This window comes from Nocardia sp. NPDC051981, from assembly GCF_040680715.1.
GTDB lineage: Bacteria > Actinomycetota > Actinomycetes > Mycobacteriales > Mycobacteriaceae > Nocardia.
Genome location: NZ_JBFAXK010000007.1, coordinates 73,698 through 98,905, shown reverse-complemented (window position 1 = coordinate 98,905; position 25,208 = coordinate 73,698). Strand labels below are relative to the sequence as shown.

The following is a 25,208-nucleotide window of genomic DNA, read 5'->3' as shown; positions in this document are numbered from 1 at the left end:
CCGTCGCCGCTTCCCCGGGGCATCGCCCGCGAACCCGTCGCGGGCCCGCGAGGTTGGCCGGTTCGACCGCGTGACGGTCGAGCCGGTCCGCCGCGGCCGGTCGGTGAGGCCGCCGCCCTTTGCCCAATCGACGATGCCGGGCATCCGACCCGGCCAGGTCAGCGTGGCGCAGCGATCTCCAGGCGCATCACCGTGAGCTGCAAGCCCGAGTCGGTGCGCCAATCTCGTTCCGGGGCATGGGCGAAACCCAGCCGGTCGTACATGCGGCGGGCGTCCTGCATGGTCGGCATGGTGGTGAGCACCACCGCGTCGAAAACTTCGGCGCGGGCGGTATCGATCACCCGCTCCATCAGGGCGGTCCCGATTCCCAGCCCGCGGGCGCCCTTGGACACCGCGAGCATCCGGAACTCCAACTCCCCCGGCCGGGCGATATCCGCGAACGGCGTGCCGGGCCGGGCCATGGTCAGCGAGCCCAGGAGCTCGCCGTCGCGGACCGCCACCACAATCTCGGCCGCCGCCGCCCGGGTGGCCGTATCCGCGAGCTCCTCGACGTAGGGGCTGCGGGGATTCACGTGCCCCTCACCGACATACACCTCGACGGTCAGCTCACCGATGGCCGGGTAATCCCCAGGCTCGGCCACCCGAATCTCCACGCGGCCGTCCCGCGACCGCTCAGTGCGCACATTCATCACCACAACTCCATCTTCAATACCGCCCCGCTTTACGCGATTGCCTTTACCGATCACCCCGCCCGGATGGCGGTATCGGCGAGCTCCCCGGCACAGAGGCCCGGCATTCGCGCACACTCACCGGCATACACCTCAACGATCAAGTCGCTGATGGCCGGGTAATCCCCGGACTCGGCCGCCCGAATCTCCACGCTCCCCCGACCGCCTTACCGATCCGCACCTGGCACGTACGCGGTTGCCCGAGGCGCCGCGCCGGTGCGAATCGATCTCTAGGACACCGCCTCCGGGCTCACTCCGGTTTCGGGACTTCCGACACCGCCTCCGGGCCGCCCTCGAGTAGTTTCACGAAACCCGCCTCGTCGAGGATGGGGACACCCAGTTCCTCGGCCTTGGCGGCCTTCGAGCCGGGTGCGTCGCCGATCACCACGAAAGCGGTCTTCTTGGAGACGGATCCGGCCGCCTTGCCGCCGCGGACGAGGATGGCCTCCTTCGCGCCGTCACGGGTGAAGCCCTCCAGCGAGCCGGTCACCACGATGGACAGGCCCTCCAGGTTGCGCTCGATGGACTCGTCGCGCTCGTCCTCCATCCGGACGCCGGCGGCGGTCCACTTGTCGACGATCTCGAGATGCCAGGGCACGGTGAACCATTCGGTGACCGCGGCGGCAATGGTGGGGCCGACGCCGTCGGTGGCGGCCAGTTCCTCGGCCGAGGCCTCCCGGATGCGGTCCATGCTGCCGAACGCGGTGGCCAGGGCGCGGGCCGCGGTGGGGCCGGCATGGCGGATGGAGAGCGCGACCAGCACGCGCCACAGCGGACGGTCCTTGGCGGACTCCAGGTTCTCCAGCAGGCGTTTGCCATTGGCCGACAGGGTGCCGCTCTTGTTGGTGAACAGCGTGGTGGTGAGCAGCCTGTCCTCGTCGAGGGAGAACAGGTCGCCCTCGTCGGCGATGGCGCCCGACTTCAGCAGGTCGATGGCGGCCTCGTAGCCCAGCGCCTCGATATCGAACGCGCCGCGCCCGGCCACGTGGAATACCCGCTCCCGCAGCTGCGCCGGACAGTACTGCTGGTTGGGGCAGCGGATATCGGCGTCGCCCTCCTTGGCCGGGGCCAGCTCGGTGCCGCATTCGGGGCAGTGCGTGGGCATCACGAATTCCCGCTCGCTGCCGTCACGGGCGTCCACCACCGGGCCGAGCACCTCGGGAATCACGTCCCCGGCCTTGCGGATGGTGACGGTGTCACCGATGAGCACGCCCTTGCGCTGCACCTCGGAGGCATTGTGCAGGGTGGCCATGGCGACGGTGGAGCCCGCCACGGTGACCGGCTGCATGACCGCGAACGGCGTAACCCGGCCGGTGCGACCGACATTCACCTGAATGTCGAGCAGCTTGGTGGTGGCCTCCTCCGGCGGGTACTTGTAGGCGATGGCCCAGCGCGGCGCGCGCGAGGTGGAGCCCAGGCGGCGCTGCAGGCTGAACTCGTCGACCTTGATGACCTGGCCGTCGATCTCGTGCTCGATATCGTGGCGGTGCTCGCCCCAGTAGTCGATGCGGTCGACCACCGCGTCCGCGCCCTGCACCCGGATCGTGTGCGCCGACACCGGCAGACCCCAGGAGGCCAGCGCGCGGTAGGCCTCGAACTGCGATTCCGCCGCGAAGCCCTCCAGCCGGCCGAAGCCGTGGCAGATCATGCGCAGCCGCCGCCGCGCCGTCACCGCGGGATCCTTCTGCCGCAGCGACCCGGCGGCGGTATTGCGCGGATTCGCGTACGGCGCTTTGCCTTCCGCGACGATGGCGGCGTTGAGCGACTCGAAGTCGGCCAGCGTCATGAACGCCTCGCCGCGCACTTCCAGGAGCTTCGGCACCGGGAACTCGTCGCTGTGGATGAGCTCGTGCGGAATGTCCTCGATGGTGCGCGCATTGAGGGTGACATCCTCACCGGTGCGGCCGTCGCCGCGGGTGGCGCCGCGCACCAGCTTGCCGTCCTCGTAGACGAGGTTGAGGGCGACGCCGTCGATCTTCACCTCGCACACGTAGTGCAGATCGGTGCCGGCATCGGCCTCCACCTTGGCGATCCACTGCCGCATCTCGTCCTCGTTGAAGACGTTGTCCAGCGAGTACATCCGCTCCAGGTGATCCACGGGCTGGAACTCGGTGGTGAAGCCGCCGCCGACCAGCTGGGTGGGCGAATCCGGGGTGCGGAGATCCGGATGCGCCTCCTCGAGCGCCACCAGCCGGTTGAACAGCTCGTCGAACTCGCCGTCGGAAATGATCGGCGCGTCCCGCACGTAGTAGCGGAACTGGTGGTCGCGAACCTCCTCCGCCAGCCGCTGCCACTCGACGCGCTCGTCCCCGCTCGCCGCGGTGATCTCCATGCCCGATTCGCTCACACCAGGCACTCTATCCCGCCCCACCGACAGGTTCGATCAACATTCCCGCACGTCGCACGCCTGATGCGAGGTTTTTCCGGCCTCGGGAACACGCCCGCAACCGGCCGGGTTCCACTCGGTATGGACCTCGCCAAGGCAGTCGATTTCGCGCGCTCCCACCGCAAGTCGGTGCTCACCACGATTCGCCGCGACACCCGTCCGCAGCTGTCCAATGTGCTGCACTGGGCCGGCGAGGACGGCATCGTCCGGATCTCCATCACCGCCGACCGTGCCAAGTACCACAATCTGGTCCGGGACCCGTGGGCCGCGCTGCACATGAGCAGCGACGACTTCTGGTCGTACGCGGTCATCGAAGGCGAGGCCGAGGTCTCCCCCGTCGCCGCCGATCCCGGCGACGCCACGGTCGACGAATTGGTCGCCTACTACCGCGCCCTCAGCGGCGAGCACCCCGACTGGGACGACTACCGCCGCGCCATGGTCGCCGACCGCCGCGCCGTCGTCCGTCTCACTCCCGCCCGCGCCTACGGTCTGCTCCGCTGAGGTTCGCGCACTCTCCGCTGCGGTTCGTGCACACCGTCATTCGGCCGCGGCGCGGTCCGTGCCGGTCGCCCCGATTTCGAACCCGGATATCGTGAAAGTTGCCCTCCGGGTGCCGCCCACGCGGAATGCCCGAATAAGGTGAGTCGCATTTCCGACCCGCGACCGGCAGGATGTCCAGGGTGTTGCGTAGTTTTCAGGTGTCGAATCATCGGTCCCTCGCCGAACCGCAGGAACTGCGGCTGACCCGGGGTAGCGGACCGGTCGCCACACCGGTCACCGCCGTCTACGGGACGGCCGCCACCGGCAAGACGGGCCTCATCGACGCGCTCGATCGCATGCGCGACGCCGTACTGAATTCGGTCACCGGGTGGGATCCCTACTCCGGTCCGGTTCGGACGCCGCACCTCGGATTCTCCGATCGCCCTTCGGAATTCGTGGCGAACTTCGTCGCCGAGGGGTGCCCGTACACCTACGGGTTCCGGCTCGACAATGCCGACGTGGCCGCGGAATGGCTGCACTCGCATCCGCACAATCGCAAACGCGTGGTGTTCGAGCGCGCCGGCGACGACATCCGCATCGGGCCCATGTTCGAGGCCGCGCGCTACGGGCTGGGTGCCGTGGTGCCGCTGGTGCGCCCGAATGCCCTGCTGCTCAGCCTGTCCGGGCAGCTGTACGCCGAGCCGCTGGTCCCGGCCTACCGCTGGTTCCAGTCGCTGCTGGAGGTGCAGTGCGGGCAGCCGGATCCGCAGGAGGTCGCGCACCGGGTGGGCTCGCACATCTCCCGGTCGACCGACCACGCGGTGCGGCTGCTGACCCTCCTGCGCGCCGCCGACCTCGGCATCACCGATCTGCTGCTGCCGTCCGACGACCCCATGTACGCCGACTACCTGCGTGATCTGGACACCGATATCGCCTCCACCACAAAGGAAATCGAGTCCTGCACGGTCTCGGCGAACTACGCCGAGGAGATGTTCCTCGAACACGGCATCACCGTCACGCTGCTGCAGCGCGAACTGGCCAACCTCTATGCCGCCCGGGACGCGCTGTACTCCCGGATGGTGGCCCGCCGCGGCGTCGGCCTGGGCCTCACCCACGAGAGCATCGAAACCGCCTTCGACATCACCGACGAGTCCAGCGCCACCCTGGCCATGCTGCGCCTGCTGCCGCCCATGCTCGACGCCCTCGACACCGGCGGCGTGCTGGCGGTGGACGATATCGACGCCGCCCTCACCCCCGAGACAGCCGACAGCCTCATCCAGCTTTTCCAGAATCCCGAAACCAATACCCAGGGCGCGCAATTGGTCTTCACCACCGCCAACCGCACCCTCATCGACCGCGGCAACGGCCGCTCCCAGTCCAAGCGCACCACGGTCTGGCAGCTGCGCCGCCATAACGGCATCTCCGAACTCACCGCCCACTAGCCGCACCGGTCGTCACACGGCCCCGACCGGGCATGAACTCCACGCCGCCTAGCATGGAGTTCATGCTCCTGCAGCTCATGTTCGTCCTGCTGATCGGCGGCGCACTGGCCGCGGCCCTGGTGTACTACCGCCGCGGCAACGGCGGCGGCTCACGAGCCTTCCCCGGCGACCCGCTCGCCGCCTCCTGGAACTCCTCCCCCGCCGGCCTCGAATCCGGCACCCTGCACGTCACCGGCGTCAGCCCCCGCCCCGACGACCTCGGCGAGCAGTACGTCACCATCTCCGGCAGCATCTCCGGCCCCACCGTGTTCGCCCACGAGGTCTACGGCCGCTTCGCCTGGGACGTCGACAACTGGCCCTCCATCGGCGACCAGATCCCCGTCACCTACCCCTCCGGCAAGCCCGACAACTGGCAACTCGACCACCCCGGCGCCCGCCCCTACTTCGGCTCCAAACGCCCGAAGAACCAGGGCTACTGAGCCTTCCCGATTCTTCTGGGCGGGACTCAGCGGCGGACGGCGGCGATGGTGCCGATGCGGGGGTCGAGGAGGGTGGCGGGGCGGGGTAGGTGGGAGGTCACGTCGTTCCAGGTGCGGAATTCAGTGGTCCAGCCGATGTTGGTGAGCCACTGTTCGATGTCGTAGTCCGGGGTGGGTGGGGTTGGTTGTGGGGTCTTGTCGCCGGAGACGAGGCGGCGGAGGTCTTGGTACTGAGGGGCTTCGGGGTCGATGGGGACGCGGGCTGCGCCGAAACGGCTTGCGGGGGCGGACAGTTCGGTGAGGGTCTGGACCACCTGGCGGTTCCAGTCCTGGTTGAGGTAGCCGAGTGAGCCCTCGTCGACCCAGCAGGTCGGGACGGTTGGGTCGAAGCCGGTGTCGAGCAGGCTTTTTCGCCAGTTCTCGCGGAGGTCGGCGATGACTACGTGGCGGTGGCAGGTGGGGGTGGCGGCGATGGCCGCCAGGACCGGTTCCTTGAAGGCGAAGAGTTCGGGCAGGTCGATCTCGTAGACGTGCAGGGTGGGTGGGAGGTCGAGGCGGTAGGCGCGGGTGTCCAGACCGGCGCCCAAGAGGACGATCTGGCCGCAGCCCGCATCGATCGCCTCGCGGAAGCGCTCGTCGACGAGGCGTACACCGATGGTGCGGCCGTCGTAGAACTGGTCGGCCAGGGCTTCCATGCGCGCCCAGCGTTCGGGGGTGAAACCTTTGCGGGCCGCAGCCACGAAGTCCTTCGCCTGCGGGTCGTCGTAGAGGCGATCGTCACGTCCGGATTCCCGCGCCCGGATGATGGCGACCCCGATGGCGGTCACGGCGACGCCGTCGACGGGCACTGTCACTGCTGTCTCGGTCATGTCCTGCTCCCCACTGCGCAAAGTAACTTGCCGACCGGCTAGGCATCTGCCGGTGACGGAGACGCTAGGCTTCACCTTGCCGGTCGTCAAGCAAGGGGCCGGTCGTCAAGAAACAAAGGCGGGGTACCGAGGGAAGGACTCGATGGACGGGCGTCGCAGTGATACGCGGGAGCGGATTCGGTCCGTCGCCATGGAGCTGTTCTCCGAACGCGGCTATGAGAAGACCTCGCTGCGCGAGATCGCCGAGCGCCTGGGCGTCACGAAAGCCGCGCTCTACTACCACTTCCGGACCAAGGAAGACATTGTCGCCAGCCTGTCGGAGGATCTGCGCGGCGGCATCGACGAGATCGTGCAGTGGGCCGAGGCCACGCCGCCGGGGCCGGATCGAGCCCGCGAGATCGTGATTCGCTACGGCGCGCTGCTGCACAGCCTCGGCAAGGACATGATCCGGTTCTGGCACGAGAACCAGCCCGCGTTCCGGGACCTCGGCTTCGGCACCAGCCTGCGCTACCAGTTCCGGGTGCTGGCCGACCTCATGACCGCGCCGAGCACGGAGCCGCTGGCCACCTTTCACGCCCGGCAGGCACTGCTGGCCATCAGCTGGAGCCTGTCCATGATGGGCGATCTGGAGCTCTCCGACGAGGAGAGCAACCAGGCGTCGGTGGCGATCGCGCTGGACATCCTGACCCGGATGTAGCCGCGCCCGCCGAAACACCCTGCGGCACAGCGTCACGCCGCCACACAGCGTCACGCCGCCACATGGCGTCACGCTGCGGCACGGCGTCACTCGAAGGTGAGCGACTCCGGCTCCTCGGCGTACGCGCGTGCGGTCTCGGCGGCCAGGCTCAGCGCGCGGCGCGCCCAGGGCAGCGGGGCTTCGGCCAGGCCGCAGGCCGGGGCGACCAGAATCCGCTCGGCCAGCAGGCGACGCGGGAAACCGAGCCGATCCATCAGGCGCACACCGGGTTCCGCGATATCGCGCCAGGTGACGGGCGCGGCCGGCGCGGTGGTCGGCACCAGCCCGAGCACCAGGTGCTTTCCGCTGTCCAGCAATTCGCCGATCCGGTCGAGGTCGGGGGTGCCGACGGCGGCCATGTCGAAGCCGACCGCGGCCGCCCCGCTCTTGCGCAGGAACCCCAGCGCGGGCCGGTCGGCACAGGTGTGCACCAGCACCGGGACGGACTGGCTGCCCGCGACGATGTCCAGGATGTGCAGCGCCTCGGGTTCGGGCATGGCGCGCACCGTATTCAGGACGCTCACGCCCTTCAGCGTGCCGTTCAGCACGGCCGTCAGGTCCGGCTCGTCGATCTGGAGCACGACCTGCGCGCCCAGCCGCTTGCCCACCTCCGCCACATGATTCGCGATGCCCTCGGCCAGCGATTCCGAAAGATCGCGCAGCGCACCGGAATCGGTCAGCACGCGATGCCCACCCGGCAGCTCCACCTCCGCGGCCACCGACAGCGGCCCGGCCACCTGCACCTTCACCGGATGGCCGGAGCCCGCGAAACCGCCGGTCTCCCAGGCCTCTTCGAGCGCGTCCAGATCGGTGCGCAGCAGATCGTGGGCCCGGCGCGCGACCGCGCCCGGCCGCGCCGCCAGCCGATATCCGCGCGTGGTGCTGTCGAACTGCATGTCCACCAGCAGGCCCGACACCCGTCCGACCATGTCCGCGCCCACGCCACGACCGGGCAGTTCGACGAGATGCGGCAGCTGTCCCAGCTCCCCCACCACGGTCGCCGCCGCCTCCCGCGGATCGGTCCCCGGCCACGAGCCCACGCCGGTCGCGATACCGCCGCGCAGTACCGCCGCGTTCGTGTCGTCAGTCATCCCAGCCATCCCGTATCACTCGGCCGTCCGTTCCGAAAACCCCGCGCACCAACCGAACTCGTCACCTCGACGTCGACCCGGCCACCCGGCATCCACTCGCCCCGTTTCAGCGGCGTCGACGAACTCCCGCCTGGACCGAACCGGATCGCGTGCGAGCCGTCGTGCACCGCTCGGCGAAGCGGGCTGCCGAGCCGCGCGAGGTCACTCGTCGGCATCGCCGCGTTCGGTGCGGCTGCTCGAATTCGTGTACCAGTCCCAGCAGGTCGCGTTGACGAACCAGTCCCAGGTCTTGCCGGCCCGCTCGGCCGCGTCGGCGGGCCCGGTCGTGGGGCGGCCGCGCTCGGCATACGGGGTGACCCGGACGACCACGCCGGTCCGTGCCCGGCTGCGGCCGGCACCGTTCGCCGCGTCCGTTTTCCCGTCCGGGCCGGGTTGCGGCTCGCCGGGCCGGAATTCGCCGGTATCGGTGCGGGCGATCTGCTCCGGCGTGGCGCTGCCCGCAGCGTTCCGGCCGAGCCTGGCCCGCCCCGGCGCGCGGCGCGGGCGCAGACGCAGCGGCTGCGGCATTCCGGTGCGCCAGACGACCCGGGAAGTCGATCGAATCTGCGCCGCTACATATGATTTCGCGCGTCCGCGCGTGTGGCGGTCGCTCACCGGGCGCTATCCGAGACCAGTTCGCTTGCGTACGAATGCGGTTCGCGTTCGGTGCCGGAGATGGTGCCGCTGCCCAGCACCTCGTCCCCCGCCGGGTCGGGGCGGTAGAGGACCACGGCCTGGCCGCGGGCCACACCGGTGAGCGGTGCGCGCAGGCGCACCACCAGGCCGCCGTCCACGGCCTCGGCGACGGCCGGGGCGATGCCGCCGTGGGCACGCACCTGGGCCACGCATTCCACAGGGCCGGAAGGACTTTCACCCGAGGTCCAGATGGCGCGGTCGGCACGCACCGTCCACACCTCGAGGTCCTTGGCCGAACCCACGTGCACGGTGCCGGTGTCCGGGTCGATGCCGGTCACGTAGCGCGGCTTGCCGTCGGCGGCCGGGCCGGGCAGGCCCAGGCCCTTGCGCTGGCCGATGGTGAAGCCGTGCACGCCCTCGTGGTCGGCGAGCTTGGTGCCGTCGGCGTCGAGCACCGCGCCGGGGCGGATGCCGATCTTGGCGCCCAGGAAAGCCTGGGTGTCGCCGGAGGGGATGAAGCAGATGTCGTGGCTGTCGGGCTTGCCGGCCACCGCCAGCCCGCGCTCGGCGGCCTCGGCGCGGATCTGCGGCTTCGGGGTGTCGCCGACCGGGAACATGGCGCGCGAAAGCTGTTCGGCGGTAAGGACGGCCAGCACGTAGGACTGGTCCTTGTCCTCGTCCACGGCCCGGCGCAGCACGCCGTCCGCGAGCCGCGCGTAGTGCCCGGTGACGACGGCGTCGAAGCCCAGCGCCACCGCGCGGTCGGCCAGCGCCGAGAACTTGATCTTCTCGTTGCAGCGCAGGCACGGGTTGGGGGTCTCACCGGCGGCGTACGCGGCGACGAAGTCGTCGATCACGTCCTCCTTGAACCGGTCGGCGAAATCCCAGACGTAGAACGGGATTCCGAGCACGTCGGCCGCCCGCCGGGCGTCACCGGCGTCCTCCTTGGAGCAGCAGCCGCGCGATCCGGTGCGGAGCGTGCCCGGGTTCGCCGACAGCGCCAGGTGCACGCCGACCACCTCGTGTCCGGCGTCCACCGCGCGGGCGGCCGCCACGGCGGAATCCACGCCACCACTCATCGCGGCAAGTACTCGCATCTAGAAGCCTCCCTTCGCTCCGGCCAGTCCGGCCGCCTTCGCCCGTTCCACCACCTGCGGCAGCACGGCCAGCAGGGCATCGATATCGGCGTCGTTCGAATTGTGTCCCAATGAGAATCGCAGGGATCCGCGCGCCAGCGCCGGTTCCACGCCCATGGCCAGCAGCACATGGGAGGGTCCGGCCACACCGGCATTGCACGCGGATCCGGTCGAGCATTCGATCCCGGCGGCGTCCAGCAGCATGAGCAGCGAGTCGCCCTCGCAGCCGGGGAACGTGAAGTGGGCGTTGCCCGGCATGCGCTGTGTGCCGGTCGCCCCGTTGAGCACCGCGTCCGGCACGACGGCGCGCACGCCCTCGATCAGCCGGTCCCGCAGCCGCTCCAGGTCCACCGTGCGCACGGCCAGGCCGGCCACGGTCTCGCGAATCGCGGCGGCCAGGCCGGCCGCCGCGGGTACGTCCGAGGTACCCGAGCGCAGATCCCGCTCGTGCCCGCCGCCGTGCAGCAGCGGCACCGCCGGCACCTGCCGCCCCAGCAGCAGCACGCCCGCGCCGTGCGGCCCGCCGACCTTGTGCCCGGCGAAACTGGCCGCGGCCAGCCCGCTGGCGGCGAAGTCGATGGGCAGCTGCGCCGCGGCCTGCACCGCGTCGCTGTGCATGGGCACGTCGAATTCCTGTGCCACCGCGGCCAATTCCTGGATCGGCTGGATGGTGCCGACCTCGTTGTTGGCCCACATGACGCTCACCAGCGCCGTCTCGGCGGCGTTCTCGGCCAGCGCGTCGCGCAGCGTGCGCGGCGAGACGATGCCCTGGGCATCGCACTCCAGCCACGTGATGCGCGCGCCCTCGTGCTGCTCGAGCCACTCCACGGTGTCCAGCACCGCGTGATGCTCCACCGCGCTCACCAGGATCCGGTTCCGCCGCGGATCGGCGTCACGCCGGGCCCAGTAGATGCCCTTGACGGCGAGATTGTCACTCTCGGTCCCGCCCGAGGTGAAGATCACTTCCGACGGCCGCGCCCCCAGCCCCGCCGCGATCGACTCCCGCGCCTCCTCCAGCACCCGCCGGGCGGCCCGCCCGGACCCGTGCAACGACGACGCGTTCCCCGTCATCCCCAGCGCAGCACACATTGCCTCGACAGCGACCGGGAACATGGGTGCCGTGGCCGCGTGATCGAGGTAGACCGTCTGGGCACCGACCGGACCCGGGAAAGCCGACTTCATGACCGTCCAAGGATAGCCGCCACCGTCGAGACGATATTCCCGCCATGCCCGCAGCAGCTCCCGCCCCCATCGTCGCGACCGCCGCGCCCGCACGCTCCGCCTCCACTCCCGACGCCGCCCGCCCGCCGCCGACCGCCCTGCTCGAGTCCTCCATCAAGGCCACGAATCGGCGACGGGCCGGGTTCGCCCGCGTCCCGCCCGGTCCGTTGATTCACCCGTCCGGCCGGGTGCGGAACGGCCCGCCGGGGCGGACCGGCGGGCCGTCGTGGTCGCGTGATCCGAATCGGATCAGCCCAGGTTCGGCAGTTCGCGCACGCCGTGGGCTTTGGCGGCGTCCAGCTTCTGCGGGTTCTCGTCCAGCAGCTTCAGGATGGTCGGGGCGATCTGAGTGGTCCGCACGGCGTCGGTCACGACCGCCTTCTTGGCACCCGGGCCGGAGACGATCAGCGGGACATTGCGGTCGGCCGGGTTCGCGCCGCCGTGCTCGGCGATCTTGCCCTTGCCGCCGGTGTAGACGGTGCCGACCTGTGCGACGCCGACCAGGTCGGGGTGGCGGGGGTCGTTCTGCGGGGCGCCCAGGTACGAGGCGGCGTCGGCGCCGGCGTGCACCTCGGTCAGGCCGGACTTGGTGTACGCCCTCGGGTTTCCGTTGATGTCATTGCCGGTGCCGTTGTTGGCCAGCAGCCACTGCTCGGCGAAATCGGCGGCGGCCTGCGAACGGTCGTTCAGCCACAGCAGCATGGCGTCGTCGTTCACGCTGAAGGCGACCAGGTCCTTGGTGGCCTCGGGGTGCTTGGCCTTCCAGGCGGCGTTGAGGGCGGTCATGATCGGGCCGTCGTCGATGCGAGTCAGGTCGCTCGGCTTGGTGGGCGACTGGCCGTGCTTGGCGGAGACGATGACGGTGGTGTTCTTGTCCTCGCCCTTGGTCTTCAGCTCGCCGAGCAGCTTGCCCAGCTGGCCGTCGACGTAGTCGAGCGCACCGGACAGCAGCGCGCCGGGGGTCACGCCGTCGGCCTGGTAGCCACCGGTCATGCCGTCGGAGGTCGGCAGCTTCTGCGCGACGGAGACGGTCTGGAAGTTCATGCCGAAGACGGCCGGCTCATCGACCTGCCTGATGTGGCCGTGGTCGTAGCCGTCGATCTCGTTGAGGACGGCCTGCACCTTGTAGCCGTCGTACTGCTGGGTGGACTTGTCGTCCTTGGTCCAGTCCTGGCCCGCGATCGGGGAATTGGAGTTGATCTCCGGGGTGAAGAGGTCGTCGATGGCGTTGCCTGCCTTGCCCTCGAGGATCGAGTAGGCGGGGTGCTTGTCCGACCAGGCGGTCAGCTTGCCCGCGGCGTGCAGGACGTCGAAGACCGAGTTCACCTGGAGGTACTGGCTCGGGTAGACAGGCTTGCAGGTGGCCGGGTCGACCGGCATGGCCGCCGGGTTCAGCAGGGAAGCCGGATTGCCCGTCATGCCCAGGATGCTGTCCGGCAGGCCCGCCAGGCCCTGGCCGGCGTCGATCGAGTTCTGGTTCTTGTCCATCGCCTCGGTCATCGCGACCTCGGCGCCCTTCGGGGTGTGGGCGCAGTCGGTGGTGCCGGCGGGCAGCAGGTCGTGATTGAAGGTGTCGTCGTAGTAGACGCCCGACTGTCCCGCGGTCGCGCCGGTGAACTGCGCGACCATGCCCGGGAAGGAGTCCGACGGGTTGGTGGTCTGCGCGTTGGTGTACTCGGCGCCGTTGTTCGCCAGCGTGGCCAGCGCGGAGTTCGGATGCTGCTTGACGTACCACGCCAGGTCCGCCTGGTGCATCCCGTCGATCGAGATCAGCAGCACATGGTCGGCGTCCTTGCCCTGACCGGTCTTGCCGCCGGGGGCGGCATGGGCGATACCGGCACCGGTACAGACCAGCGCCACCGCACCGGCGGCAGCGGCGACCCGAATGCTCTTACGGGACATGGATTCCTCCTGATCACGCGACACAGAACTCCTGTGTCACGGCGTTATTGCGAATGAAGCGAATCGAAGGACAGCGATCAGGCGTCGTAACCGGTTGCGGCAGTGCGCACTTGGCCGACATAGACCGAGGAATGGTTGTAGGCGAGGATGGCCTGCCGCCAGCCCGCGGCGGTGGCCAGATCGCCGCCGGCGGCGCACAGGTAGCGGCCCGCGGCCAGCGCGGCGTCGTCGATATTGTCCGGGTTGCCCGACAGGTCGCCGGTGGCAACGGGTTTGGCGGCCTCGAGCGCATCGGCGAGGACGCGATAGTCGGCACCGGCGCGAACGCCCCAGTGCTTCCAGGTGTCCGGGATGAACTGGAACGGGCCCATGGCGCGGGCGTAGACGGCGCCTCCGGCCCGGGCGGTCGAGGCGGGATCGAGGATGACGGCATTGCCGCCCGTGCCGTTGAGGGCCACGCCACGAATCGGCGGCCGCACCAGGCCGTCGGCCGCGATGGTGGCGCCGCCGAAACGGGCGTGATCGCTTTCCACGCGGGCGATCCCCGCCAGCGTGGTCCAGCCGAGGTGGCAGCCGGGCTGGGCCTTCGCCAGCACGACCGTGGCGTATCCGTACGCCTCCAGCGCGCGGAGCGGGATGCCGTCCTTGTCGGCCCGTGGGCGAGCCCACTCGCGGAGCTGGTCGAGCTTGTTGTCCATCGCGTCGAGCCGGATTTTCGGGACTGGGCCGCCGGAGCCCGGAGGAGCGGGTTCCGGCGCCCGGCCCGGCCCTGCGGCACACCCGGCCACCGTGAGCGCGACCGCGGCGATGAACAGGGGCAACCGAGCCCAGCCCAGCGCCCGGCCACCCGTGCCGGGCACGTACGAATTCGTCATGATTTCGCGAAATTCACTGGTGCGAACAAGGTTTCTTTCCGCACGTCTAGCCGCACGGACGAGGGGCGGACGGGGGTGCCGGCGCCTTGGATGTCGGGGGCGTGGCCGGCTTCGAGGTCGCGGGCACCGGTGGCTTCGACGTCGCGGGCACGGGCGGCTTCGGCGCCGGGGCGGCTGGCGGCACGGGCTGCGGCTTCGCGGTCGGCGGATGCGCGGGGGTCGCGGATGCCAGCGGCTGCATCGCATTCCGCGGCGGCGTCGCGATGCAGTGGGGCGAGGTCGGCGGCGGGGCGGTCGTCGTCACCGGGGCGGGCGTCACCGCCGGCGTGGTCGTCACGGGAACCGTGGTCGTCACCGGCGATGTCGTCGTGGGTGCCGTGGTCGTGGTGACCACCGGAACCGTCGTCGTTGTCGACGGGGGCGTGGTGACCGGAGCTGTGGTGGTGACCGGAGCTGTGGTGGTGGACGGAATGGTCGTGGACGGGACGGTAGTGGTCGTCGAGGGGCCGGTGGTCACCGTGACCGTCGTTGTGGTGGTGGCAGGGTCCGAGGCAGGAGTCACCGACTGCGAAACGGTTTGCCCCGGATCGGAAGACTGATCCGCCTGGAACGAGAGGGTCGCGCTCGCGTCGATGGAGAGGCTGGGCGCGGCGGTCGCGGTCGGCGTATCCGTGGTCGTGACCGGCGTATCCGTGGTCGTGACGGGGGCGCTGGTGGTCGTATCAGGGGTGGTGGTGTCCTGGGCGGGATCCGTTGTCGCGGACGCGGCATCGGTGCCCGGATCGGTCGCGGCGATCGGATCGCCCGCGGCATCGGGTGTGGAGCCGTCGGTGGGGACCGGAACGTCGCTCGGGGTCAGTGAGCTGTCGGCGAGACCGATCTCCGGCGTGGTCGCCCCGGACTGCGCGGCCGTCAGATCGGCGTAGCTCTGCGAATCCGGTGCCTTCGCCGCCTCTGTCGACGCGGCACTGGTCGCCGCCGGATCGGTCCCGTGCGTTTCGGCCGCGGCGACCACGCCGACGACGAGGCTCGCCAGCGCGGCGCCGGCCGCCACCTTCGGCAGATGGCGGCGGACTGGACGCGACGCGATCAGGCGAGCCATCAGCTGCCATTTCCCCGGGGTCTCAGCGAGTTCCCCCGGGGCCTCGATGAATTCGGTCGGCACCGCATCGACGGCATCGGCGTTCGGCTCGATGGTCGGTTCGAACGTGTCCGCTTCGTCCCGATCGGGTTCATTGCTGTCCAAGGCTGTCCCCACTGTGGATTCCTTCTCCGCGATAAGTCGCCGCACCAGCGCCCGTGCGGAGGACGAACTGGATGGCCACCGGGGCCGGAAATTCAAAACTCGTTGCGAAACGGCTTTCTGGCGACCAAGACTGTGCAATGCGCTCGGACAGCATGCAACTCAGCCCCGCACCGCACACCACAACTCACCGGTGCCCCCGCAACACAGCAGCGACAATGTGGCCGAGATCAGGCAGAAATCTTTGCGCAACAGGGAAATCGAGTATTACCAGCGGGATGGACCAGCCAATCGGTACGTCGAAGGACGCAGCAGCACCCATCTGATGGGAAAAAAGCAGCTATCACCGATCAGGCGCGCCGAGTCGCCCCTCGACGGTTCCGCCGGAGATCACCAAACCAGTTGTACCAAAACATGTTTCACGCCGAACCCAACACCAGAACGCGAGCTGAACGATTAACCGAGCGACACAAATTGTCACACCTTCCGTCCGAACGCCCACACCCATCGCCTGCACAACCAGGCAGCGCGAAACATGAGCTTCGGAACTCTGTTAACGATTTTGCCCCATTACCCAAACTTCGATGAACAAGCGGTGCATGAAAGGTGTCGGAAAACCGTTGGCATCAGCGAATATTCATGTTGCAAACGCTGTGATCTTTCCGACAGTGCGCCATTTCTGCCCGTCGGGTAAAAGTTCTTCAGCGAATCCGATTCACACCGCTCGGCCGCGCAAGGCTTCGTAGGACGTTCGATAGAGAGGCTGGCCGTGCAGATCGCCGCACCGCTCCCCCACCCCGGTCAGTCGGCGTTCCCCCCGATCCCACCCACCCAGGTCCGCCGCGGCGCCGGCCGGCTCTCGTGGGTATGCGAGCGACCCGAGATCGGGGGATATCTCCGCGGGCAGCGCGAGGCGCTGGGATTGACCCAGGAGGAGGTGGCCCTGGCCGCGTCGACCACGCTCTCGTCCCTGCGGAAGTGGGAGGCGGGTCTGCGCAACCCGAGCACCGAAGGTCTGGCGGCCTGGTGTCGCGCGCTGAATCCACCGGACTGGATGTTGCGCAAGATCATGTCGCTCGCGCTCGGTGACATGGATGCGCTGCGCACCGAACCATGGCCCCGGACCATCGGCCGCGAGGATCTCGCTCATCTCGAATCATTCTCCGGGCCCGCCTTTTTCATGAGATTCCCCCATTTGGATGTCGTCGCCGCCAACGGACACGCGCGCCAACTGATTCCGAGCTTGACGCCGGCCGACCTCGGTCCGGCCCGCCCGGTCAATCTGGTCGAATGGATCATGACCGACGCCGCACGAGAACTGCTGGTCGATTGGCGCGACGTCGCCGTTCGCGTGATCCATGCCCTGCGGGTCATGGGTCCCGGCATCGTTCCGCAGCAGCGCCTCGACGAGATCTTCAACACCTGCTATTCGCGATCACCGAAGGACTTCAAACGATTCTTCGCCACCGACCCGGTCGAGGACGAACAGGACGGCGACGCGCTATTGATGCGAAACCTGGAGCAGGGCACGGTCGATCGGTATACCTACCGATCCTTGCGCTCGACCCAGCCAATGCGCCCGTACGACGTCGTCCACCTGATCCGGAGCACCGCACCGCGCGACGCGGGCGCGTAGCCCGCACCGGGTCGACCACACCGAACACGTTCCCGCCGCCCCCATTCCGGGGGTTCCGATCGTGCCAGACTGCGGACCACACGTGCCGATCTCGGACACCGGTGGTGCAGCGCCGGGCCGGGTGCACCAGAATTCGGTGCGGCCGACACCAACTCGCGGACCGGCCCTGGTTTTCAACGCGGTCGACCGCACACGCACCGGTACATGGGCAATGGGGTGGTGTGCGGCGCGGCCGCGACCGATTCACACGGAAGGTCGATACGTGCCCAAGCACCTGATCACAGTGGCGTCGATTGCGCTGGCGGCGGTGGCCCTCGCGGGCTGCGGCAGCCACCACAGCAGTCCGCTCACCCCGCCGACTTCGACGTCCTCGGTACCGGTTTTCGGCGGCGGCCAGATACCGGATGTGATCGATGTGCCGACCACCACCCCGTCCACGACCAAGGCCAGGTGATGGCCGGGCGGTGACCACGACCGGTTGCCGGCCGCGCCGGAGGCGACGCTCACGCCCATACAGCCGAGCCTCTGCGCGGAGACCGTGGGGCGCTGGGCGCCCGGCAGACCTTCCGTCCCGCTGGCTCGGGTCCGCACTGAATCGTGGTCAGCGGCGCCACCACCTCGTTCGTCGATCCGGACGGCCTCGAATGGGAAGCATCCGCGAATCGCCCGTGACGCCTTCGGGTTACCGATCGGCCGGGCGGGCGCGACTAGGATTACGGCGGCCTGTCCGAGAGCACCGTCCGACCTGATCGGACATTCGTGTGAAGGAATTCGCCATGCCGTATGTTGTTGATTTCGTGAACGTCTCGACCGAGGGACTGGAGTCGTCGCCGGTCGCACCCGCGCTCGCCGGATTGCGGGCGAACGAGGCCCGGTACTTCAAGAACAAGTACGACCATGTCTTCACGGTGGAGCCGGCGGAGGACGCCCAGCAGACCATCGAGTGGGTGAACCGGATCCTCGCGGAGGAGCGGTCCCTCGTCATCTCCTCGAAGCCGCTCGAGGCGACGGCCTTCCAGGTCGAGGACATTCGAATCGCCTACGTGTTCTATCAGAACGGCCTGTCGATCAATGTGATGTACACCGTCGACGACGCCAAGAAACGAGCGGTCGGGTTCAAGCTCTCCGACGGGATGGAAGTCCCCGCGGAGCTCGCCTCGCAATTCAAGTTCGCGCGGCAGAAGTCGAAGCTGGCCGGCACCATTCGCGGCTCGTACTTCGTCATCAAGGGCGAGTACTGACCCCGGTGGGCCTTACCGCCCCGCAGCCGACGAAGACCTGCGGGACGGTTCGGCCACTGCCCGATCAGCCGAACGGGTACTGACCGGCGCCGGCGTAGCCGGTGCCACCCATACCGATGATGTCGGTGAGCAGCACGAGCATTCCCTGCCCGATCGACAACGCGTCGTTGCCGATCGTTCCGAGGTTCTGCGCAAACGTCTGCATGTCCACCTCCACTGTCGGGCGATCCGAATGGTGCGCACGGGAACGTAGCCAATCCGTGTCACCAGGGGCAAGTCCGGTGTGGCGTGATCTGCCGCACCCGGGTTCACCGAAATATCTTCTCTGCCAACAACATTGCCGAGTATCAACGGACGCGACAGCGCGACACGCCGACATTCGGACAATCAGGGCCACAGCAGACTCACAGGACCGCCGCGCGCCCCGAACGCGGCTAGGTCACCGAATCGAGGGACGAGAAGACCACCACGTTGGACTCGTAACTCTTGGCCGCCTGGTCGAACTGGCCGCCGCACGTGACCACCTGCAGCGTCGCGCCGCCGCGGGGACCGAAGACGAGCTGGTCGGGAAACTGGGATTTCAGGTACATGCGGACATCGGTGACCTTGAAATGCGCGGTCTTGCCGTCCGCGCGCTTCACGTCGATCATGTCGCCCGGCTTCACCTTCTTCAGGTAGAAGAAGACGCCGGTGCCCTTGTAGGAGTCGACGTGGCCGAGGATGACCGCCGAGCCCTGCTCGCCCGGCGCGGGACCCTGCTGATACCAGCCGGCCTGCAGGTAGTCAGAAGGCACCTGGACCGAGCCATCGGCATTGAGCCCCACCGCGATCAGCGACCCCGAGGCCTTGATCGAGGCGATGTCGAACGACACCGGAGTGGACCGGCTGATCGCGGCCGCCGTCTTCACCCCGGAGGCGGACGCGGCCGCGGTGGTCGTGCTCGCGGCCGAATGGGTCGCGCCGGAAGACGAACAACCGGTCACCAGGGCCAGGATGATCGCCACCACGGCGACGAGCGCACCGCGTCGTGGTCTACGGATTCTCAACGCGCCCACGGCGTTTCCCTTCACGGTGGTCACTGCGCACTCACCTGGGCGGCCATGCCGCCCGCGCCGGTTTCGGGCGCGCCCTTGGGGATCACGTAGCCGCCCGGCGGAACCTGATCGGTGACCGCCGTGCCGCCCGGGATGCCGGTGGTCGCACCGACCGGAATCGCCATGCCGTACACCGTGTCCGCACCGGCCGCCGCGGCTCCGGCCGTCACCAGATCGATGCCACCCAGTGCGCTACCACCGATGGCGGTGTTCCCGCCGGCCTGTACTCCGCCAGCGGCATTGCCACCGACCTGCGTACCGCCACCGACCTGCACCCCACCACCGGCATTGCCACCGATCTGCGTACCGCCGCCAATCTGCACACCGCCATTCGCGTCACCGCCGACCTGCGTACCGCCGCCGATCTGCACGCCACCGTTGGCATTGCCGCCGGTCTGCGTACCGCCGCCGACCTGCACACCGCCATTCGCGTCACCGCCGACCTGGGTGCCACCGCCGATCTGCACGCCACCATTCGCGTCACCGCCGACCTGCGTACCGCCGCCGATCTGCACGCCACCATTCGCGTCACCGCCGGTCTGCGTACCGCCACCGACCTGCACCCCACCACCGGCATTGCCACCAGTCTGCGTACCGCCGCCGACCTGCACACCGCCATTCGCATCTCCGCCGGTCTGCGTACCGCCACCGACCTGCACCCCACCACCGGCATTGCCGCCGGTCTGCGCGCCACCGCCGACCTGCACGCCACCGCCGGCATTGCCGCCGGTCTGCGCGCCACCGCCGACCTGCACACCACCACCGGCATTCGCGCCGGCGCTGGGCTGGACGGACGCACCGGCATTGCCGCCGCCTCCGCCTTGGACGCCGACGCCCACGTTCACCCCGCCGGGTCCGATGCCGACGTCCACACCGAGGCCGGCGCCCGGGGCGGGTTGTGTAGTCGCGGTCGGGTCCGCGCCGGCCAGCGGCGCCCATAGTGCGACTGCGGCCGCGGCGATCACCATGACCGGGAATGTCCTAGCCGACATTTTCGAATTCGCTTCCAGACGTTGTTGTTCGGTTGCCTTCCCGTCGAACAGACGGGTTGGTGTGTTACCGACAAGTCGCCCCTGACCGCGAGAACTATGCCGTTTCAGGCGCGTTTGAAACTGGACGCCTGCACAAGCCCCTAATGCACCGAGCCCCCACCCGAAGCCCCTAATTTGCTCCACTTCACCGACCATGCCGACGGCACTCCGGTAAGGCGGGCAACCGCCCGTGGAACGGTGACGAGTCAGCGGGCGGCATGCTGGGGCGTGGTCTCCCAGGCGAATCCGTCCGGATCGGTGAAGGTCGCAGCGCCGCCCACCACAAGGCGGTGAGACCCGCTGCCCTCGGAGGAGATCCCGGCGTCCTTGGCCAGGGCGCGACGCTTGTACAGGGCCAGCTTCACCGGGCTCGAGCCGGTGTCGAACTCCACGTACATCGGCCCGAAGCTCTTGGCCACCGGCAGCCCGTGATCGACATAGAAGCGCTTGCTCGCGCCGATGTTCTCCACACCCAGCAGCAACACCATGGAGTCGAAGCGCTTGGCCGCCGGACCGCTGTTCTTCTTCGAGGAGGTCGCGACCTTCCAGATCGCGCCGTCCGGGGCCTGGACGACGCCGCCGTAACCCCACATCGACTTGGCCGCGGGCTCGAGCGAGGTCGCACCCGCCGCCAGCGCCGCATCCAGATAGGCGTCGGCGTCGGCCGGCTGGGCCACCGTCAGCGACAGCGTGTACCCGCGGAATCCGGTGCTGGGCTCCTCGGTGGCCCGGAAGCCCAGCAGCTGCGAGTCCAGCCCGAACGCGGTGGAGTAGAAGGTGGCCGAGGCGTCGATGTCCGCGACGCCGAGGGTGATGTTCTCGATGGAAGTCATGCCGGCAACGCTACGGTCGCGCCACTGACCAGCGCTTCTCGATTCCTGATCAGTACCGGGCCACTCGCGGGCGAGTCACTTCCCGGCGGTCGCCCGCGGTGTCTCCGCACGTCGGACCGCACCCGTGCCGACGGCCTCGAGGTGCTCGGAGCCGTGGATGACGTCGGTGAAGGCGCGGGTGACGGTGTCACCCTCGAGGGTCTGTTCGCAGCGTCGGGCCAGCTCGTGGCGGTCGGCGTCGGGGAGCAGCTGCGGCTGCAGGGCGATCTCGGCGACGACGCCCTTGGAGCGCAGGACGCGGCGGAACGAGTCGGCTAGCGAGTCGATGCCGACGAAGCCGGGGATGGTGGACAGGTCGCCGGCGCAGCCGAGGTAGCGCAGGCGGATGGGCTGCACCGGGGTATCGGAGTCGATGGCGGCCTGGAACAGGGCGGGACGCAGGCTGCCGTGGGCGCGGCCGCACCAGGTGGTGCCCTCGGGGAAGAAGGTGACGCGCTCGCCGGCGCGCAGGCGGTCGGCCATGGTGGCGATGACCGACGGCAGCTGCCGCAGGCGTTCGCGCTCGATCGGGATGACGCGGACCCGCTTGGCGACATCGCCGAGCATCGGCCACTCGACCAGGTCGGCGCGGGCCACGAAGGACATGGGCTCGACGGCGGTGAGGGCCACGATGTCGGTCCAGCCGATGTGGCGGGCCGCGATCAGCACACCGCCCTCGCGACGGTCCTCGGGGGCGCGGTTGTCGACGATGCGGACGCGAATTCCGCAGCAGGCCAGCAGGGCTCGCGCATAGCGGCGCTGCAGCCCGGCGCGACGGCGGCGCGGGGTGGCGTAGTGCGCGATGGGGAAGCTCAGCAGGACCCCGGCGATGCCGGCGATCCGGGCGGCCACCCGCAGCGTGCCCGCCTCAGCGGGAGCGTCGACACACGAAGGGCCGCAGGGACTGTGGGGCATCCAGGCGTGGGCGGAGGCCTCGGCCGGCGGGCACGAGAGAGATCCGGTCTCCGGGGAGAGCAGTGCGGGCATCATGGGGCATCACCGGGCATCCAGGCTGTTGGCCGCGCCCTGCAGGCGCTCCAGGTAGCGGGTGTTGATGGTCTCGAGGCCGAGCAGGGCGACGAAGTCGGCGACCGCGAAGTCCGGGTCGTGGGCGGGCTCGCCGCAGATCTGCGCGCCCAGGCGTAGGTAGCCGCTCAGCAGCGGTGGTAGCTTGGGGCGGGCGGGAGCTGCCAGCTCGTCGAGGGTGCGGCCGTCCACCACCACCGGGTTGTACGGGCGCACATGGCGTTCCGTGTCCAGCGCGTGCTTGCGCAGCAGCATGTCGCGCACGCCGCGCACGTTCACGCCGGGCTCGTCCTCGGGCGTCATCCGCATCGGCACCGAGACGCAGCCCATCACCCAGTCGTATCCGGTGAGCTGGATGTAGTGCAGGATGCCCGCCCACATCAGCGTCAGCACCGAACCGTTGCGGTGATCGGGCACCACGCAGGCGCGGCCCATCTCCACGATCCGATGACCGACGGGATCCAGTGCGGCCAAGTCGAATTCGGTGGCGGTGTAGTATCCACCGGCGGCGGCCACCTTGTCCGGGGGCAGCATGCGGTAGCAGCCGACGAACTGGTCGGTGAGCTCGTCGCGCACCAGCAGGTGATCGCAGTGGTCGTCGAAACGGTCGGCGTCCAGGCCCGTTCCGTTGTCGGGAACGGTGAAGCCCGGCTCATTGGCGAACACCTGGTAGCGCAGCCGCTGTGCGGCCTCGCGGTGCTCGGCATCGGAGGAGACGACCAGGGAGTACTGGGACCGTCCGGTGGTGCGGGGCGCTTCCGGGGCGGGCTTCGACGCGGCTGCCAGCAGGGTGGAATTCGACGCTGCCATGGTGGTCATAGGCTTGATCAAGCCAGTCCCAGACTGCGATGGAGCGACCGCCGGATTACCTGCCGATGCCAGTCCGGTGAACGCGACACAGACCACACCGGGAGTTCATCCGACCGCCTCGCAACGTTCTCTACCAGGACAAATGCTCGTATCCCGGTGGGGTACCGGCGGCTCTGGAAGGCCGCGCGGCGAGCCCGGAAGACGTTGCGGCGAGCCCGGACCCGCGTCCGCGAGCGGTCGGCAACGCGGAAGAAATCAGCCTACGCTCCCCGGGTAAGCCTTGCATCGCCGGGGTCCACATCCGGAACGACGGCGGGTCAGTTCCGGAAGAGCAAGGCGGAATCGCCGAATTCGTGCCAGAGATACCCGGAGTCGAGTGCCACCCGATACGCCTCCCGCACCACCGCCCCGCCCGCCACGGATTCGAGCAGCCGCAGATGCGAGGCGCCCGGCCCGTGCCAGCCGGTGATCAGCCCGTCCACCGCCCGCGCGGGACGATCCCCGTCGAGCACCAGCTCGGTCCAACCGGCCATCGGACGCACCAGACCGTCTGCGGCGGTGGCGGTTTCGAGCGCCCGGGTGACCGTGGTGCCCACCGCCACCACCCGCCCGCCCGCCGCACGCGTGGCATTGACCAGCCGCGCCGTCATCTCCGGGACCGCGAACCGCTCCGGACTCGGCGGCTCCCCGGACTCCGGCGACGACACCCCGGTATGCAGCGTGATCGGCGCGAACCCCACCCCGCCCGCCACCAGCTCGGTCACCAGCGCCTCGGTGAAAGGCCGCCCTGCACTGGGCATTTCGGCACTGCCCGGCTCGAGCCCGAAGACCGTCCGATAGTAGGCGGCCGACCACCGACCCGTGAGGTAGGAGTAGGAGATCGGGCGGCCATACCGTGCCAGCAGCGCCCGCACATCCGCCCCCGCTCTCTCGCCCCCGTCGTCAGCACGCTTCTCGGCCAGTCCGCCACCCACCCGGTCGTCCTCCACTGCTGCGCTGCCGGTCCTTGCGGCGTCACCGCGTCCCGCAGCGGCAGCACCACGGACCCCAGCGGCAGTCGGATTCCCTACGGCATCATGATCGGACGCGGCTTCGACGTCCGCGGCCCACAGGCGGTCGCCGCCGCGCAGCCAACGGGTACGCACGGTGGCGATGCGACCGGCCGGAAGGGTAATGCGCGCACCGGGTTTCAGCGCCCGCCCGCGCCACGGCACGCCCGCGGGGTCGCGCAGTTCGACCACCCAGCGCCCGTCGTCGAGCCAGGTCGAGAAGTGCAGCACCGCGGCCGCATCGCCGTACCGCGCATCCACCGCGGCGCTGAGCATGGCCGAATTGTTCACCACCACAAGGTCTCCGGCGCGCAGGAATCTCGGCAGCTCCCGGAACCGCGCGTGGGTGACCGTCCCGGCATCGCAGACGAGTATCCGGACCTCGTCACGCGCCAGGCCGCGCGCCTCGGGCGGGCTGGTCGCCGACAGCTCGCCGGGCAGCGTGAACGCGAGCTCCTCCATACCGAGGGTCATGACGCCACCGACAGTTCGGACGCGAGGTAGCGGCCGCTCGGCGGGCGCGACTCGAGGAGGTACAGCAGCGCGGGCACAACGGTTTCCGGCTCGGGGCGATCGGAGATGTCCTCACCGGGGAAGGCGGCCTGGTGCATCTCGGTGCGCATGTCGCCGGGATCGAAGCTGTAGATGCGCAGCTGGGGATTCTCGGCGGCGAGCACGTTGGTGAGCTGGTCCAGTGCGGCCTTGGAGGCGCCGTAGCCGCCCCAACCCTGGTAGCCGCCGACGGCGGCGTCGGAGCTGATGTCCACCACCACGCCGTCGGAGGCTCGGAGTGCGGTCAGGGTGAGCTGCAGAATCGCCAGGGGTGCAATCACATTGGTGTCGAGGACGGTGGCGAGTTCGCCCAGCGGGTAGCGGTCCAGGGCCGGGAGCGGGCTCGGGCCCAGTGCGCTGGCATTGTTGAGCACCAGATCCAGCCGGCCGGGGCCGACGGCCTCGGCGATGCGCTCGCGCACCGCCGGGTCGGCGACATCCCCCGCGATGGCGTGCGCGCCGGTCGCGGCCCGCACCCGGTCGAGCCGATCCGCGCCGCGGGCGACGAGAATCAGCTCCCAATCTCGTTCGGCGAGCGCGAGCGCGACCGCCCGGCCGAAGCCCGCCGACGCCCCGGTGATCAGGGCTCTTTTCGTGTTTTCAGGCATACAGCCATCGTGAAACCTGAACCTGT

General features: G+C 69.4%; 27 protein-coding genes. 10 read left to right on the top strand and 17 right to left on the bottom strand.

Annotated elements, in window-relative coordinates:
• Positions 1-158: 158 nt before the first annotated feature.
• On the bottom strand, positions 159-689 hold the full coding sequence (locus AB0L60_RS15655) for a GNAT family N-acetyltransferase (RefSeq protein WP_364613410.1): 531 nt from the start codon (positions 687-689) through the stop codon (positions 159-161).
• Positions 690-978: 289 nt separating this feature from the next.
• Positions 979-3,060: an NAD-dependent DNA ligase LigA gene (gene ligA, locus AB0L60_RS15650; RefSeq protein WP_364613982.1), complete on the bottom strand. Its 2,082-nt coding sequence runs from the start codon at positions 3,058-3,060 to the stop codon at positions 979-981.
• Positions 3,061-3,195: 135 nt separating this feature from the next.
• On the opposite strand from ligA, the gene AB0L60_RS15645 reads away from it, so the two are divergent.
• The 3 genes from AB0L60_RS15645 to AB0L60_RS15635 all read left to right on the top strand — a co-directional run bounded on the left by AB0L60_RS15645 (position 3,196) and on the right by AB0L60_RS15635 (position 5,515).
• Positions 3,196-3,615 carry a PPOX class F420-dependent oxidoreductase gene (locus AB0L60_RS15645; protein WP_364613407.1) on the top strand — a complete coding sequence of 140 codons (420 nt, stop codon included), beginning with the start codon at positions 3,196-3,198 and terminating at the stop codon, positions 3,613-3,615.
• Positions 3,616-3,812: 197 nt separating this feature from the next.
• Positions 3,813-5,036 carry an ATP-binding protein gene (locus AB0L60_RS15640; RefSeq protein ID WP_364613404.1) on the top strand — a complete coding sequence of 408 codons (1,224 nt, stop codon included), beginning with the start codon at positions 3,813-3,815 and terminating at the stop codon, positions 5,034-5,036.
• Between the two features lie 62 nt (positions 5,037-5,098).
• Complete coding sequence (locus tag AB0L60_RS15635) at positions 5,099-5,515, top strand: hypothetical protein (protein ID WP_364613401.1); 417 nt, start codon at positions 5,099-5,101, stop codon at positions 5,513-5,515.
• A gap of 26 nt (positions 5,516-5,541) precedes the next feature.
• On the opposite strand, the gene AB0L60_RS15630 is transcribed toward AB0L60_RS15635, so the two are convergent.
• Complete coding sequence (locus tag AB0L60_RS15630) at positions 5,542-6,384, bottom strand: SAM-dependent methyltransferase (RefSeq protein WP_364613398.1); 843 nt, start codon at positions 6,382-6,384, stop codon at positions 5,542-5,544.
• Positions 6,385-6,526: 142 nt separating this feature from the next.
• Between AB0L60_RS15630 and AB0L60_RS15625 the strand changes: the two genes are divergently transcribed.
• Entirely contained in the window at positions 6,527-7,081 is a 555-nt protein-coding gene (locus AB0L60_RS15625) for a helix-turn-helix domain-containing protein (protein ID WP_364613395.1), read from the top strand.
• Between the two features lie 86 nt (positions 7,082-7,167).
• On the opposite strand, the gene AB0L60_RS15620 is transcribed toward AB0L60_RS15625, so the two are convergent.
• The 6 genes from AB0L60_RS15620 to AB0L60_RS15595 form a co-directional block, all read right to left on the bottom strand.
• The gene (locus AB0L60_RS15620; protein WP_364613392.1) at positions 7,168-8,211 is read right to left on the bottom strand and encodes a methionine synthase; all 1,044 of its coding nucleotides are present in this window, start codon (positions 8,209-8,211) and stop codon (positions 7,168-7,170) included.
• Positions 8,212-8,412: 201 nt separating this feature from the next.
• Positions 8,413-8,778, bottom strand: coding sequence for a hypothetical protein (locus AB0L60_RS15615; protein WP_364613389.1), 366 nt, complete (start codon positions 8,776-8,778; stop codon positions 8,413-8,415).
• A gap of 83 nt (positions 8,779-8,861) precedes the next feature.
• A complete protein-coding gene (gene mnmA / locus AB0L60_RS15610) occupies positions 8,862-9,983 on the bottom strand; it encodes a tRNA 2-thiouridine(34) synthase MnmA (RefSeq protein WP_364613386.1) in 1,122 nt (373 codons plus the stop codon).
• Positions 9,984-11,204, bottom strand: a complete 1,221-nt coding sequence (locus AB0L60_RS15605) for a cysteine desulfurase family protein (protein ID WP_364613383.1) — start codon at positions 11,202-11,204, stop codon at positions 9,984-9,986.
• Positions 11,205-11,492: 288 nt separating this feature from the next.
• The gene (locus tag AB0L60_RS15600; protein ID WP_364613380.1) at positions 11,493-13,145 is read right to left on the bottom strand and encodes an alkaline phosphatase family protein; all 1,653 of its coding nucleotides are present in this window, start codon (positions 13,143-13,145) and stop codon (positions 11,493-11,495) included.
• 77 nt (positions 13,146-13,222) lie between these two features.
• Positions 13,223-14,020, bottom strand: a complete 798-nt coding sequence (locus AB0L60_RS15595) for a murein transglycosylase (RefSeq protein WP_364613377.1) — start codon at positions 14,018-14,020, stop codon at positions 13,223-13,225.
• 86 nt (positions 14,021-14,106) lie between these two features.
• On the opposite strand from AB0L60_RS15595, the gene AB0L60_RS15590 reads away from it, so the two are divergent.
• The 6 genes from AB0L60_RS15590 to AB0L60_RS15565 all read left to right on the top strand — a co-directional run bounded on the left by AB0L60_RS15590 (position 14,107) and on the right by AB0L60_RS15565 (position 18,140).
• Positions 14,107-14,619 (top strand): hypothetical protein, encoded by a 513-nt coding sequence (locus tag AB0L60_RS15590; protein WP_364613374.1) that lies wholly within the window; start codon positions 14,107-14,109, stop codon positions 14,617-14,619.
• Positions 14,620-14,652: 33 nt separating this feature from the next.
• A complete protein-coding gene (locus AB0L60_RS15585; RefSeq protein ID WP_364613371.1) occupies positions 14,653-14,946 on the top strand; it encodes a hypothetical protein in 294 nt (97 codons plus the stop codon).
• 222 nt (positions 14,947-15,168) lie between these two features.
• Positions 15,169-15,723: a hypothetical protein gene (locus AB0L60_RS15580; RefSeq protein WP_364613368.1), complete on the top strand. Its 555-nt coding sequence runs from the start codon at positions 15,169-15,171 to the stop codon at positions 15,721-15,723.
• Between the two features lie 309 nt (positions 15,724-16,032).
• On the top strand, positions 16,033-16,899 hold the full coding sequence (locus tag AB0L60_RS15575) for a helix-turn-helix domain-containing protein (protein ID WP_364613365.1): 867 nt from the start codon (positions 16,033-16,035) through the stop codon (positions 16,897-16,899).
• 262 nt (positions 16,900-17,161) lie between these two features.
• Positions 17,162-17,353 carry a hypothetical protein gene (locus AB0L60_RS15570; RefSeq protein ID WP_364613362.1) on the top strand — a complete coding sequence of 64 codons (192 nt, stop codon included), beginning with the start codon at positions 17,162-17,164 and terminating at the stop codon, positions 17,351-17,353.
• A gap of 322 nt (positions 17,354-17,675) precedes the next feature.
• Positions 17,676-18,140, top strand: coding sequence for a phage tail protein (locus AB0L60_RS15565; RefSeq protein ID WP_364613359.1), 465 nt, complete (start codon positions 17,676-17,678; stop codon positions 18,138-18,140).
• A gap of 64 nt (positions 18,141-18,204) precedes the next feature.
• Here AB0L60_RS15565 and AB0L60_RS15560 read toward each other — a convergent pair whose 3' ends face one another.
• The 8 genes from AB0L60_RS15560 to AB0L60_RS15525 all read right to left on the bottom strand — a co-directional run bounded on the left by AB0L60_RS15560 (position 18,205) and on the right by AB0L60_RS15525 (position 25,182).
• The gene (locus AB0L60_RS15560; protein WP_364613356.1) at positions 18,205-18,357 is read right to left on the bottom strand and encodes a hypothetical protein; all 153 of its coding nucleotides are present in this window, start codon (positions 18,355-18,357) and stop codon (positions 18,205-18,207) included.
• Between the two features lie 217 nt (positions 18,358-18,574).
• Positions 18,575-19,219: a class F sortase gene (locus AB0L60_RS15555; protein ID WP_364613353.1), complete on the bottom strand. Its 645-nt coding sequence runs from the start codon at positions 19,217-19,219 to the stop codon at positions 18,575-18,577.
• A complete protein-coding gene (locus AB0L60_RS15550) occupies positions 19,216-20,226 on the bottom strand; it encodes a hypothetical protein (RefSeq protein WP_364613350.1) in 1,011 nt (336 codons plus the stop codon). Before AB0L60_RS15550 ends, AB0L60_RS15555 begins: the two co-directional genes overlap by 4 nt.
• Positions 20,227-20,471: 245 nt before the next feature.
• On the bottom strand, positions 20,472-21,098 hold the full coding sequence (locus AB0L60_RS15545) for a glyoxalase (RefSeq protein WP_364613347.1): 627 nt from the start codon (positions 21,096-21,098) through the stop codon (positions 20,472-20,474).
• 75 nt (positions 21,099-21,173) lie between these two features.
• Positions 21,174-22,127, bottom strand: a complete 954-nt coding sequence (locus AB0L60_RS15540) for a lysophospholipid acyltransferase family protein (RefSeq protein ID WP_364613344.1) — start codon at positions 22,125-22,127, stop codon at positions 21,174-21,176.
• 6 nt (positions 22,128-22,133) lie between these two features.
• The gene (locus AB0L60_RS15535) at positions 22,134-22,982 is read right to left on the bottom strand and encodes a GNAT family N-acyltransferase (protein ID WP_364613341.1); all 849 of its coding nucleotides are present in this window, start codon (positions 22,980-22,982) and stop codon (positions 22,134-22,136) included.
• A gap of 308 nt (positions 22,983-23,290) precedes the next feature.
• Positions 23,291-24,496 carry an S-adenosylmethionine:tRNA ribosyltransferase-isomerase gene (locus AB0L60_RS15530; protein ID WP_364613338.1) on the bottom strand — a complete coding sequence of 402 codons (1,206 nt, stop codon included), beginning with the start codon at positions 24,494-24,496 and terminating at the stop codon, positions 23,291-23,293.
• The gene (locus AB0L60_RS15525; protein ID WP_364613335.1) at positions 24,493-25,182 is read right to left on the bottom strand and encodes an SDR family oxidoreductase; all 690 of its coding nucleotides are present in this window, start codon (positions 25,180-25,182) and stop codon (positions 24,493-24,495) included. Before AB0L60_RS15525 ends, AB0L60_RS15530 begins: the two co-directional genes overlap by 4 nt.
• Positions 25,183-25,208 lie beyond the last annotated feature (26 nt).